Here is an 11,723-nt window from a genome sequence, read left to right as displayed (position 1 = left end):
CTTCACCGCCGGCTCCACCCGCCCCGCCCGCATTCGGCCTGCGCCTGGCCACCGGCCTGGCCGGCGTGCTGCTGGCCGTGCTGGTATCGGGCCTGAATGAAAACATCACCAAGGTCGCGCTGGCCGACATCCGCGGCGCCATGGGCATCGCGCGCGACGACGCCAGCTGGCTCGTGGCCCTGTATGCGGCCGCCTCGGTGTCTGCCATGGCGTTCGCGCCATGGTGCTCCGTCACCTTTTCGCTGCGCCGCCTGACGGCCGCCGCCATCGTCGTCTGCATGGCCGCCGGCGTGCTGTGTCCGTTCGCGCCGAACCTGCCCGTGCTGATGTTCCTGCGCGTGGTGCAGGGCGCGGCCGGCGGCGCCCTGCCGCCCATGCTGATGACGGTGGCGCTGCGCTTCCTGCCACCGAACATCAAGCTGTATGGCCTGGGCGGCTATGCGCTGAGCGCCACCTTCGGTCCCAGCCTGGGCACGCCGCTGGCCGCCTTCTGGACCGAGTACCTGGGCTGGCGGTGGGCCTTCTGGCAAGTCGTCCCGGGCAGCATCGTCGCCCTCTTGATGGTGTCGTGGGGCTTGCCGCAAGACCCGCTGCGCCTCGAGCGTTTCCGTCAATTCGACTGGCGCGGCCTGCTGCTGGGTCTGCCCGCGATCAGCATGCTGGTGGTGGGCTTGCTGCAGGGCGAACGCCTGGCGTGGTTCGCCTCGCCGCTGATCTGCGTGCTGCTGGGTGGCGGTCTATTGCTGCTGGTGCTGTTCTTTGTCAATGAATGGTCGCATCCGCTGCCGTTCTTCAAGCTGCAGCTGCTGTCGCGGCGTAACCTCAGCCACGCCCTGCTGACCCTGGGCGGCGTGCTGTTCGTGCTGCTGGCCGTGATCCTGATTCCCTCGTCCTACCTGGCGCAGGTGCACGCCTACCGCCCGCTGCAGACGGCGCCCGTGATGCTGATGGTGGCGCTGCCGCAGCTGGTCGCCCTGCCGCTGGTGGCCGCCCTGTGCAATCTGCGCGCCGTCGACTGCCGCTGGGTGCTGGCCATCGGCCTAGCCTTGCTGGCCCTGTCCTGCGTGCTGGGCGCGCGCATGTCGCCGGACTGGATACGCACGCACTTCTACCTGCTGCAGGCGGTGCAGATCTTCGCGCAACCGATGGCCGTGATTCCCTTGCTGCTGCTGGCCACCACGGGCCTGGCGCCGCAGGATGGCCCTTTCGCCTCGGCCTGGTTCAACACCATCAAGGGCATGTCGGCCGTCGTCGCCACCGGCGTGCTCGACGCGCTGATCACGCGTCGCAACCATTTTCATTCGACGGTGCTCAGCGAGCGCCTGGGCAACCTGCCTGGCGTCGTGGACGTGCCGGGCCTGAGTGCGCGCATGCATGCGCAAGTCATCACCCTGACCTCGTCCGACCTGTACCTCATTGTCGCCGCCATCGCGCTGGCCATGATTGTGATCATTCCCATCCTGCCGACGCGCGTCTATCCGCCGCGCGCAGCCTGACTTTTATTTCAAGAAAGAGCATCCCCATGCAAACAACCATACTGCGCTCACGCGCCTTCCTCCTCGGCCTGGCCCTGCTGGCCTGCGCCCTGGCCTTTTGCGCCTGGCAACTACTGTTCGCCCGCGGCGACGAACAAGGCACCGACGACGCCTTCGTCAGCGCCGACTACACCGTGCTCTCCCCCAAGGTGGGCGGCATCGTGCGGGAAGTGCTGGTGGAAGACAACCAGACTGTCAAGGCGGGTCAGCTGCTGGCGCGCATCGACGACCGCGACTATCAGGCCGCCGCCTCCTCGGCCCGCGCCGAGGTAGCCGGCGCCGAGGCGCAGCTGGCCAATGCCCGCGCCACCTTGCAGCGCCAGCAATCGGTGATCGAGCAAGCCACGACCCTGGTCGACGCCAATCAGGCGGAAGACAAGCTGGCGCAGCAGGAACTGGCCCGCTCAACGCACCTGGCAGGCCAGGGCGCGGGCAGCGTGCAGAACGCGCAGCAGGCGCAATCGCGCTTCGACGTGAGCCGGGCGCGCCTGGCGCAAAACCGCGCCGCCCTCGTCGCCACCCGCAAGCAGACGGACATTTTGCAGGCGCAGCAAGGCGCGGCCGAAGCGGCCTTGCTGCGCGCCCGCGCCAGCCTGCAGCGGGCCGAACTTGACCTGTCGCATACGCAGCTGCGCGCCCCCATCGACGGCATCGTGGGACGCCGCGCCGTGCGCGTCGGCGCTCTGGTGGCGCCCGGCGCCAGCCTGATGGCCGTGGTGCCCCTGAACCGCAGCTTCGTCATCGCCAACCTGCAGGAAACCCAGCTGACCCACGTGCGCCAGGGCCAGCGCGCCAGCATCGCCGTCGACGCCTATCCGGGCATGCTCCTGCGCGGCACGGTGCACAGCATCGCGCCCGCCACGGGCGTGACGTTTGCAGTCATCGCGCCGGAAAACGCCACCGGCAACTTCACCAAGGTGGTGCAGCGCATCCCCGTCAGGATCGCGCTCGATCCCGGCCAGGATGACGGCAGCCGCCTGCGCGTGGGCATGTCGGCCGAAGTGCGCATCGATACGGCCCCCCGCCGTCAACTGCTGCAACAGGTGAGCGCGCGATGAAAGCACTGATCATTTTCACGGCCCTGGGCCTGGCCGGCTGCGCCAGCGTCGGCAGCGACTTCCAGCATCCGAAAGCGCCGTTGGGGCAGCAATGGCGCCAGGCGCAGGATGCCCGTTTCGCCGCCCAGCAGGACGCCGCCATCGAGCAGCGCTGGTGGGACGGCTTCGGCGATGCCACCCTGTCTTCCCTGCTGCAGCGCGCCGCCGGCGCCAACCTCGACGTGCGGGCGGCCGGCAGCCGGCTGGAACAAAGCCGCGCCGCGCGCGGCGTGGCGGGCGCCGCGCAAGGCCCGTCCCTGGGCGCAAATGGCAGCTACGGCCGCGCGCGCAACAGCGAGCAAGGCTTGAGCGACCCGTCGCGCAACAACGGCCAGTCAGCCTACAACCTGTGGCAAGGCAACCTCGACGCCGCCTGGGAGCTGGACCTGTGGGGCCGCGTGCGGCGCGAAGTGGAAGCGGCCGACGCGCGCGTCGACGTGGCGCTGGAAACGCAGCACGGCGTGCTGCTGGCCGTGCTGGCCGAGACGGCGCGCGACTATATCGAGCTGCGCGGCGCGCAGCAGACCCTGGCCATCACGCAGCAGCTGCTCGATATCGCCCGCCATACCCTGGACCTGACCCGCATCCGCCTGCGCGAAGGCGTGGCGACGCAGCTCGATGAAGCCGAGGCGGCGGCCCACGTGGCCACCATCGAAGCACGCTTGCCGCCGCTGCAGCAGCGCGAAGCGCGCCTGGGCAACGCCCTCGCCCTCTTGCTGGCGCTGCCGCCACAGTCGCTGCAGGCGGAACTGGCGGCGGGCAAGGACATTCCGGCCGTGGCCATGCACGTGCAACTGGGCGTGCCGAGCGGCCTGGCCGAGCGCCGTCCCGACATCCGCCGTGCCGAAGCGCAGCTGCACGCGGCCACGGCCGCCATCGGCGTAGCGCAAGGCGATTTTTATCCGCGCATCACGCTGTCGGGCAGCATCGGCCTGCAAGCGATGCAGCTGTCCGACATCGGCTGGGACGCCAAACGCTTTGCCTTCGGCCCCAGTTTCAGCGTGCCCCTGTTCGATGGCGGCCGCCTGCGCGGCAAACTGCAATTGCGCGAGGCGCAGCAGCAGGAAGCGGCCATCGCCTACCGCCAGACGGTGCTGGCCGCCTGGCACGAAGTGGAAGACGCGCTCTCTGGCTACCAGGCCAACGCCCGCCGCCAGGCCAGCCTCGATGAAGCCGTCAGGCAGGGACGGCGGGCGCTGGGCAGCGCGGAACTGCAGTACCGCCAGGGCGGCACGGACTTGATCAACGTGCTGCACGTGCAAAACACCTTATTGAACAACGAAGCGGCGCTGGTCGACAGCCGCGCCACCGCCTCGCTGTCGCTGGTCCAGGTCTACAAGGCGCTGGGCGGCGGCTGGCAAGCATTTTCAACCACCTCGCAAGGAAGCACGCCATGAAACCGAATCCCGCCCATTTCTCCATCCACGACGTCAGCGACTTTCCCATCGTGCGCTTTCGCCCTGAAACGGCCGTCACCGGCTATGCCCCGCTGTGGGAAAACGACATGGACGCCCTGCTGCGCCATGGCGAGCCGTTCGTCCTGCTGTTTGAAGCGGAGCGCAGCGATGAAGCGCACATCGACCGCAAGCGGCGCGGCCTGTGGCTCAAGCATAACAAGGTGGCGCTGGCCGCCCTTTGCCGTGGACTGGTGTCGGTCGAGGCGGACGCGGAGCAGCGTGCGCGCCTGCAGGCGATGGCGGCCGGCGCCATGAAAGCCTTCGGCATCCTGCAGGAAGTGGCCGCCACGCGCGAACAGGCCGAAGCGCTGATGGTGTGGCTGCTGGGCAGCGGCCAGATGGCGCGGCCGCGCGCGGCGGACGTGTGGTAAGTGATTGATTGAATGAGTGAGTCAGGCTGCCCTGCGTACCGCGCTTCTGGCGGGGATGACGCACACGTCTCCCTCGCTGCTGGTCGCCGTCGTCAGGGCGATGCCATATAGCGCGGCCAGCGCGGGCACGGCGCCGGCATCGCTGGCGATATCGCCCACCAGCTGGCCCGAACGCACCAGCAGCAGCCGCTCGAAGCCCAGCAAGGCGTGATTGATGTCGTGCAGGATGGCGACGACGGCATGGCCGCGCGCGGCGCAAAACTGCCGCAGGCTGTCGAGCAAATCGAACTGCAGGCCGGGATCGAGCGCCGCCAGCGGTTCGTCGACGAGTATCAAGCCATTCTGCACATCCCACATCTGCGCGAAGATGCGCGCCAGCTGCACCCTGGCCTGCTCGCCTCCGGACAGGGTGTCCAGGCGCCGCCCCAGCAGATGCTCGGCGTGCGCCAGGGCGGCCGCCTGCTGCACGATACGCCCCAGCTGCGGGTCGTGCAGGCGCGCCACCCGCCCCAGGCCGATCACCAGTTCGCACGGCAGCCCGAAGGCCACGTTCGAACCTTGCGGCAGGACGGCGCGGCGCAGGGCCAGTTCCGCCAGCGGCCACTGCGCCAGCGGCCGGCCGGCGAAGACCACCTGGCCCGACTGCGGATGCAGTTCGCGCGCCATCAGTTTGAGCAGGGTCGACTTGCCGGCGCCGCTGGGGCCGAGGATGGCGACGCGCTCGCCGGGTGCCACCTGCAGATTGAACGGGCCGAAATACTGCTGGCCCAGTTGCGTGGTGGCGAAGGAGAGTTCCAGCAGGGGCGTCATGCGCATCCTTTCAGGCGGTGCCGTGGCGGAAGCGCCGCAACAGCATCAGGAAAAATGGCCCGCCCAGCAAGGCCGTAAAAATGCCGACGGGGACTTCCGCGGGAATGGCGACCGTGCGCGCCAGGGTGTCGGCCAACAGCAGCAGCAAGCCTCCCATCAGCATCGCCAGCGGCAGCACCTTGCGCTGGTCCGCCCCCAGCCAGGTGCGCACCAGGTGCGGCGCGATCAGGCCGATGAAGCCGATGCCGCCGCACCAGGCGACGGCAAACCCCGTCAGCACGGCCACCAGCACGATCACCTGCGTGCGCAAGCGGCCCATGTCGACGCCCACGTGCAGCGCCTGCGCCTCGCCCAGCGCCAGCGCGTTCAGGGAGCGCATCAGGAAGCGCGTGGCCCACAGCGCGCCCGCCAGCACCAGCAGCAAAGCGGCCACCTGGCGCCAGCTGCCGGCCGACTGCGAACCGAGGGTCCAGAAAGTCAGGGTGCGCAATTGATCGTCGCTGGCCAGGTAGATGCACAGGCCCATGACGGCCACCGTGATGGCGTTCAGCGCCACACCCGTCAGCAGCAGGCCGACGATGGAACCGGGCGTGGCCCAGCGGGCGACCCGGTCGAGCAGCACGCAAATGAGCATGGCGCCCGCAAACGCGGCGGCCGGCAGCAGCCACACGCGCAGCTCGGGCGCCACGTGCAGGCTGGCCGTGAAAACGATGGTGGCCGCGCCCGCGCAGGCGGCGCCGCTGCTCACGCCCAGCAGGCCCGGATCGGCCAGCGGATTGCGGAACAGCCCTTGCGTCAGGCCGCCGGCCAGCGCCAGCGCGGCGCCGATCAGGGCAGCGAACAGCGCGCGCGGCAAACGGATATGCCACAGCACGTACGCGCCGCCGGACAGCGCCTCGTCGCCCGCTTGAAACGGCGCCAGCCAGTCGGCCAGGGTCACGGGCACGGCGCCCGCCTGCACGGCGACGAGCAAGCCGCCAGCGAGTGCGGCGGCCAGCAGCCCGCCCGCGCCCCAGCAAGGCCAGCGCCAGGGCGCGGCGGAGACCAGGGAGGCCACGTTCATGCGGCCATGGCTTTGGCGAAAGCGGCGTCGAGTTCCGCCAGCGCCTGCGGCATGCGCGGGCCAAAGCCCAGCAGCAGCATGGCTTCCTGCGAGACGATGCGGTGCTTGCGCCCGGCCGGCGTCTGCGCCAGGCCTGGCAGTTTCAAGATGCCATCCACGCCGCCCGAAGCCTTCAAACCCTGGTCGGTGACGAGCACGATGTCGGGCCGCGCGGCGATCACGGCTTCCGGCGTCAGCGGCTTGTAGCCGGCGAATCCGCCCTGCCCGCCCATCACGTTGACGGCGCCCGCATACGCGAGCATGGCGTCGGCGCCCGTCTCGCGCCCGCCCACCATCACCTGGTTCGGCGCATGGGCGAGGATGAACAGCACGCGCACGGGCGCATGCTGGCGCTGCTGCACCTTGGCCAGGGCGCCGCTCCACTGCTGCTGCAGGCTTTGCGCCAGGCGCGCGGCGGGCTCGGGGCGGCCCGTAATCCGGCCCACCTGTTTTACCCGTTCGAGCAAGCCTTCGAATTGGTTGTTCGCGCTGAGCACCGCCACCGGCACGCCCGCCTCGCGCACCTGGCGCAGCACCGCTTGCGGCCCCGCTTCCTCGGTGGCGATCAGCTGCGTGGGCGCCAGCGACAGCACGCCTTCGGCCGACAAGGTGCGCGCATAGCCCACCTGCGGCAGCTGCTGCGCCACGGCCGGATACAGCGACGTCGTATCGACGCCCACCAGTTCGCCCTGCGCCTCGAGCGCGTAGACGATTTCCGTCAGCGCGCCGCCCACGCTGACGATGCGCCGCGCCTTGGCCAGCGGCTTGGCCGCGTCGGTCACTGCCGCCAGCACCTGCATCGGTGCGGCCAGGGCCAGCGCTCCCGCCCCCATTTTTTTCAGCGCGATGCGGCGCGCCACGCTGGCGGCGATCATGCGGCGCATAGTTCGCCCTCCCGCGCCACCCTGTCGACGATATGGCGCCATTCACACAATTCATGCACGCCCGGCTTGCGTTCGCCGAAGAACATGACGATGGTCTCGCCCTTCGCATCGAACAGTTCCACGGACGTCACCAGGCCGTCGACGGTCGGCTTTTTCACCACCCAGGCGCTGGCGATATGGTCTTCGCGCAAATGCAGGTTGAAGCGCTGGTCGAGGACATTGATCCACGGCCCCATTACGGCGATCTTGTGCACGGGACCCGAGTGGATCTGGATCATGCCCGCATTGCCGACGAAGGCCATGATGGACACTTTTTCCAGCGCGGCATCGTTGAGCAGGTCGAGCACGCAGGATTTGTCGATCTGCTGCACGAAGCGCGCTTCGGCCAGGCGCAGGCCCTGCAGGCGCGAGACCGCATATTTTTTCAGCAAAGTGAAAAATTCATGCGTGTCGCGCAAGTCGGCCCAGGCGGCGCGAAAGCCGGCCACGTCGATCTGCGCATCGAGCAGTTCGGCCGGCGCCGGCGGCGGCGCCGTCACGGCGATGCCGGCCGCCTGGTCCGCGTCGGCAAAGCGCGTCACCAGCGCGTCGTAGGCGGCCAGGTCGCTTTGCGGCTTGAGGAAAATCTTGTGCACGGCGTGGCCGGCCGCATCGAAAAATTGCAGGCTGCGCTGCACCTCGTGCTCGCCCAGCTCGCGCACGGCAAAGCCATGCGCCCACTGGCGGTAAAACACGCGCAAGTCGATGTCGCCACCGAGCACCAGGCCCACATGGTTGTTGTGACTGGCTTTTCGGTAGACGCCCGTCTTTTCATGCACGCACGAGGCGTTGCGCGTCAGCGCCATGACTTCGCCCAGCGGCTCCAGCGCGGCGATGATGGCGGGCCAGTCGGCCTGCAGGCGCTCGGCGCCCAGCAAGGCGCCATCGGCCAGCGACAGGCCCGCATGCGCAGCGATCAGCTCGCCTTCGGCTATGCCCAGTTCCTCGGCGATGTCGCGGTGGCGGGCCTTCTTTTCGCGGCGCAGGCGGGCAAATTCACTGGCGACCAGCTCGGTATTGCAAATGGGGAACGTGCTCGACACGGTGTCTCCTTTCAAGGCGAACACTGGCTGGCATGGGCTGGCTGGTGGTGGGGGAATCTTGACATCGATTATAAATGAGAATCATTCGCAATCAAGTCTTATTTGTGTGCGCATAAAAAAAGCGCCGCGACAGGAAACCCGTCGCGGCGCCAAAGGAGACCGATCGAGACAACCGATCAGTTCGGGAAAAACAGGGTCAGGCGCTGGCCTGCACGCCCGGCATGGCCGCCGCCTTGGGCGCGGGCCGCTGCGCCAGCAAGACGACGGCGGCCAGCACCATGGCGCCGCCCAGCAACTGCGTGCCGCTGACGGATTCCTTCAGCAAGGTCACGCCGAACGCCATCGTGATGACGGGTTCAAACGTGGAAATGATGGACGCCTTGGCCGCGCCGATCTGCGCCACGCCGGCAAAGAAGGCGGCGATCGCGATGGCCGTCGAGAACAGGGCGATGGCGCTGACGGCCAGCCAGCCCGTCGCCGTGCCCGGCAAGGAAACGCCTTGCCACAGCGCAATTGCACTGTTCGACAGCCCGGCCGTGCCCAAAATCACCACGCAAGCGGCCAATGGGTGAATATTCTCGCGGCTTTTCGACAGGCTGTTGCCAAACAGGATGTACACGGCGTACACGCCGGCCGCCATCAGGGCCAGGGCGATGCCGATGGGCTGGCCCTGCAGCTTGCCGCCCAGGGTGATGGCCATGCCGGCAATGGCCAGCGCCATCAGCACCAGCATGCGCCGGTCCAGCTTTTCCCAGCCCAGGGCCAGCGCGAGGATGGTGACCAGCACGGGATACACATACAGCAACATGCCGCACAGGCCGCTGCTGGCATACATGAGGGCATTGAAATAGCCTTGCGACTGGGCCGTGTACATCAGGCCCATCAGCATGTAGCCGGCCAGCAGGCGGCCACGCGGCAAACGCCAGCCGCCCAGCCACACGAGCGGCAGCAGCAGCATGGCGGCGATGACGAAACGCAAGGCCAGCATGGTCGACGGGTTGACCCCGGACGCATAGGCCGCCTTGGCAAACACGGCGGAACTGCCGAAACCGGCGGCCGACAGCAACACCAGCGCAACGGCGCGGCGATCAGACATGACTAAACCTCTTTGAGTACGCCAGGGCAAACCTGCTGCGCGTCGCGCTTTGCGGCCGGCGATGCTCACCGTACTGAAGTACGATTGCGCTTCTCAGCCACAAATCACTGCCGCTCGCGACGGTTTTCCCAGGCGTTGTAAATATTAATGCCAAGCAAGGCTGGAAGATGATGCATGCGTGAATCCTGTTGCGGGTCGTTTCACGCATGAGCGGCATCATATTCGCTTGCGCAAAATGAAACAAACCAATATTCTTCACGGATAGGCCGAATATTACTGAGGCTCAATTCTCTTAAGAACGCCATGTCACGTCCCTTGCCACCGCTCGCCGCCCTGCACGCCTTCGAGGCGGCCGCCCGCCATGAAGGTTTCCAGCGCGCGGGCGAAGAATTGCATGTCTCTGCCGGCGCCATCGGCCACCACGTCAAACAGCTGGAAGCGTGGCTCGGCATCGTGCTGTTCCAGCGCCTGCCGCGCGGCGTGGTGCTCACCAGCGCCGGCCAGCGCTATGCGGCCTCGCTGGGGCCGATACTCAACCAGCTGGCCGACGTCTCCGAGCAGGCGCGGCGCCAGGGCGACGACAAGGTGGTGACGGTGACGGCCACCAGCTCGCTCGTCTCGCGCTGGCTGATGCCGCGCCTGGGCCGGCTGCGCGACCGCTACCCGCAGATCGAACTGCGCGTGCTGGCGTCCATGCACCCGGTCGACCTGGCGCGCGATGGCGTGGACGTGGCCATCCGCCTGGGACCGGGCCGCTATCCGGGCCTCAAAGTGGATTTATTGATGGAGGAGTGGTTTTCCGCCGTCTGCAGCCCCGATTTCCGCGCCAACGCGGCCAGCCTGCGCCAGCCGGCCGACCTGCTGCGCTATCCGCTGCTGCACGACGAGCCGGAAGTGCACCTGCCCGGCGAAATCGACTGGACGCGCTGGCTGCACAGCTGCGGCGTGCATTACAGCGGCAATAGCGGCAACAGCGGCGCGCGCTTTTCGCACACGTATTTATGCCTGGACGCAGCCGCCAGCGGCCAGGGCGTGGCCATTGCCGCCAGTCCCCTGATCGGCGACGACCTGCGCTCGGGCCGCCTGGTGCGCGTGTTCGAACACGCGGTGCGCGGCCCCCACTGCTATTATCTGCTGCGTTCGCCCCAGGCGGAAACGCGGCCCCTCGTGCACGCGTTTTGCGAATGGCTGATCGCCGAAGCGCGCGCCGACCAGGAAACCGTCTGGCCTACCGTGGAGACAGCATGACGATACACGAACTGGCGCGCAGCGCCGACTATATTGTCCAGCACGAATACGAACAGGCCAGGGTGAAGGCCGCCGATGGGCGTCACGCCAGCCTGGGCGAATTCTATGGCGACCCGGCCGTGGCCTTGATCGACGTCAATGAGCAATGGTGCGCCGTGGCGGGCGAGGGATTGGTGCTGTGCCGGCTGGGGGAAAAATTCGGCCTATGCCAGGCATATTATCGCCAGCCAGGCGAAACCGTGTGGATCACGGACTTGCGGCAAACGGGAGCGTTTGCGCTGGAGTGGCGGGGTGAGGATGGGGCTTGGCACAGCCTTGCCTTTGAGGCGGCTGTGTCGGGTTACGCGCCAAGGCGCTAACCCGACCTACGCCGACCTGCGCCAGCGGTTGCAATGCCCCGTAGGTCGGCTTAGCGCGCAGCGCGTAAGCCGACAACACCATTACAATTTAATGAAATGCTCACGGTAGTACTTGAGCTCTTCGATCGACTCGAGGATATCGGCCAGGGCCGTATGCTTCTGGTGTTTCTTGAAACCGGTGGCGATTTCCGGCTTCCAGCGCTTGCACAGCTCTTTCAATGTCGATACATCAACATTGCGATAGTGGAAGAACGCTTCCAGCTTCGGCATGCCGCGCACCATGAAGCGGCGGTCCTGGCCGATGGTGTTGCCGCACATGGGCGACTTGCCGGCAGGCACGTATTTCTTCAGGAATGCGATCAGTTCCGCTTCCGCCTGGGCTTCCGTCACGGTCGACGCTTTCACCTTGTCGATCAGGCCCGAGCGGCCGTGCGTGCCCTTGTTCCAGGCGTCCATCTTGTTCAGGGTTTCATCCGACTGGTGAATCACGAACACGGGGCCTTCGGCCAACAGGTTCAAGTGCATGTCCGTCACCACCACCGCCACTTCGATGATGCGGTCGGTATCAGGCTCCAGGCCCGTCATTTCCATGTCGACCCAGACCAGGTTCATTTCGTTGGGACGTGCGGGCACGGCGGGTGCGGGGGTGGATGCAGCTAAGTCGGTCGCTTGTGACATAATT

General features: G+C 67.4%; 12 protein-coding genes. 6 read left to right on the top strand and 6 right to left on the bottom strand.

Annotation, left to right across the window (positions count from 1 at the left end):
- The 4 genes from CSQ95_RS27915 to CSQ95_RS27900 all read left to right on the top strand — a co-directional run.
- Positions 1-1,496 (top strand): MFS transporter (locus tag CSQ95_RS27915; RefSeq protein WP_099411863.1); only part of this gene is annotated, 1,496 nt, incomplete at its 5' end.
- Between the two features lie 26 nt (positions 1,497-1,522).
- Positions 1,523-2,593 carry an HlyD family secretion protein gene (locus CSQ95_RS27910; protein WP_099411862.1) on the top strand — a complete coding sequence of 357 codons (1,071 nt, stop codon included), beginning with the start codon at positions 1,523-1,525 and terminating at the stop codon, positions 2,591-2,593.
- Positions 2,590-4,029, top strand: coding sequence for an efflux transporter outer membrane subunit (locus tag CSQ95_RS27905; RefSeq protein ID WP_099411861.1), 1,440 nt, complete (start codon positions 2,590-2,592; stop codon positions 4,027-4,029). Before CSQ95_RS27910 ends, CSQ95_RS27905 begins: the two co-directional genes overlap by 4 nt.
- Positions 4,026-4,460: a hypothetical protein gene (locus CSQ95_RS27900; protein ID WP_180279193.1), complete on the top strand. Its 435-nt coding sequence runs from the start codon at positions 4,026-4,028 to the stop codon at positions 4,458-4,460. Before CSQ95_RS27905 ends, CSQ95_RS27900 begins: the two co-directional genes overlap by 4 nt.
- A gap of 21 nt (positions 4,461-4,481) precedes the next feature.
- On the opposite strand, the gene CSQ95_RS27895 is transcribed toward CSQ95_RS27900, so the two are convergent.
- From CSQ95_RS27895 to CSQ95_RS27875, 5 genes are all read right to left on the bottom strand, one after another.
- The gene (locus tag CSQ95_RS27895) at positions 4,482-5,270 is read right to left on the bottom strand and encodes an ATP-binding cassette domain-containing protein (protein ID WP_099411860.1); all 789 of its coding nucleotides are present in this window, start codon (positions 5,268-5,270) and stop codon (positions 4,482-4,484) included.
- 10 nt (positions 5,271-5,280) lie between these two features.
- Positions 5,281-6,333 (bottom strand): iron ABC transporter permease, encoded by a 1,053-nt coding sequence (locus CSQ95_RS27890; RefSeq protein ID WP_099411859.1) that lies wholly within the window; start codon positions 6,331-6,333, stop codon positions 5,281-5,283.
- Complete coding sequence (locus tag CSQ95_RS27885) at positions 6,330-7,256, bottom strand: hemin ABC transporter substrate-binding protein (protein ID WP_099411858.1); 927 nt, start codon at positions 7,254-7,256, stop codon at positions 6,330-6,332. Before CSQ95_RS27885 ends, CSQ95_RS27890 begins: the two co-directional genes overlap by 4 nt.
- Positions 7,244-8,338: a hemin-degrading factor gene (locus CSQ95_RS27880; protein WP_180279192.1), complete on the bottom strand. Its 1,095-nt coding sequence runs from the start codon at positions 8,336-8,338 to the stop codon at positions 7,244-7,246. The genes CSQ95_RS27885 and CSQ95_RS27880 overlap by 13 nt, the downstream gene beginning before the upstream one ends.
- Before the next feature lie 196 nt (positions 8,339-8,534).
- Positions 8,535-9,434 (bottom strand): DMT family transporter, encoded by a 900-nt coding sequence (locus CSQ95_RS27875; RefSeq protein ID WP_070290640.1) that lies wholly within the window; start codon positions 9,432-9,434, stop codon positions 8,535-8,537.
- Between the two features lie 303 nt (positions 9,435-9,737).
- Here CSQ95_RS27875 and gcvA point away from each other — a divergent pair, with 303 nt between their 5' ends.
- Together gcvA and CSQ95_RS27865 are read left to right on the top strand one after the other, a co-directional pair.
- The gene (gene gcvA, locus CSQ95_RS27870; RefSeq protein ID WP_034759349.1) at positions 9,738-10,682 is read left to right on the top strand and encodes a transcriptional regulator GcvA; all 945 of its coding nucleotides are present in this window, start codon (positions 9,738-9,740) and stop codon (positions 10,680-10,682) included.
- The gene (locus CSQ95_RS27865) at positions 10,679-11,041 is read left to right on the top strand and encodes a hypothetical protein (protein WP_099411857.1); all 363 of its coding nucleotides are present in this window, start codon (positions 10,679-10,681) and stop codon (positions 11,039-11,041) included. The genes gcvA and CSQ95_RS27865 overlap by 4 nt, the downstream gene beginning before the upstream one ends.
- Positions 11,042-11,122: 81 nt before the next feature.
- Here CSQ95_RS27865 and orn read toward each other — a convergent pair whose 3' ends face one another.
- On the bottom strand, positions 11,123-11,719 hold the full coding sequence (orn, locus tag CSQ95_RS27860; RefSeq protein WP_180279191.1) for an oligoribonuclease: 597 nt from the start codon (positions 11,717-11,719) through the stop codon (positions 11,123-11,125).
- Positions 11,720-11,723: the final 4 nt, after the last annotated feature.

Source organism: Janthinobacterium sp. BJB304 (genome assembly GCF_002735765.1).
Taxonomy (GTDB): domain Bacteria; phylum Pseudomonadota; class Gammaproteobacteria; order Burkholderiales; family Burkholderiaceae_D; genus Janthinobacterium.
This window is presented reverse-complemented; position numbering and strand designations above follow the sequence as displayed.

Coding starts and splice junctions, on each gene's coding strand:
- CSQ95_RS27910 (WP_099411862.1), top strand. CDS start 1,523: ATGCAAACAACCATACTGCGCTCACGCGCCTTCCTCCTCGGCCTGGCC.
- CSQ95_RS27905 (WP_099411861.1), top strand. CDS start 2,590: ATGAAAGCACTGATCATTTTCACGGCCCTGGGCCTGGCCGGCTGCGCC.
- CSQ95_RS27900 (WP_180279193.1), top strand. CDS start 4,026: ATGAAACCGAATCCCGCCCATTTCTCCATCCACGACGTCAGCGACTTT.
- CSQ95_RS27895 (WP_099411860.1), bottom strand. CDS start 5,270: ATGACGCCCCTGCTGGAACTCTCCTTCGCCACCACGCAACTGGGCCAG.
- CSQ95_RS27890 (WP_099411859.1), bottom strand. CDS start 6,333: ATGAACGTGGCCTCCCTGGTCTCCGCCGCGCCCTGGCGCTGGCCTTGC.
- CSQ95_RS27885 (WP_099411858.1), bottom strand. CDS start 7,256: ATGCGCCGCATGATCGCCGCCAGCGTGGCGCGCCGCATCGCGCTGAAA.
- CSQ95_RS27875 (WP_070290640.1), bottom strand. CDS start 9,434: ATGTCTGATCGCCGCGCCGTTGCGCTGGTGTTGCTGTCGGCCGCCGGT.
- gcvA (WP_034759349.1), top strand. CDS start 9,738: ATGTCACGTCCCTTGCCACCGCTCGCCGCCCTGCACGCCTTCGAGGCG.
- CSQ95_RS27865 (WP_099411857.1), top strand. CDS start 10,679: ATGACGATACACGAACTGGCGCGCAGCGCCGACTATATTGTCCAGCAC.
- orn (WP_180279191.1), bottom strand. CDS start 11,719: ATGTCACAAGCGACCGACTTAGCTGCATCCACCCCCGCACCCGCCGTG.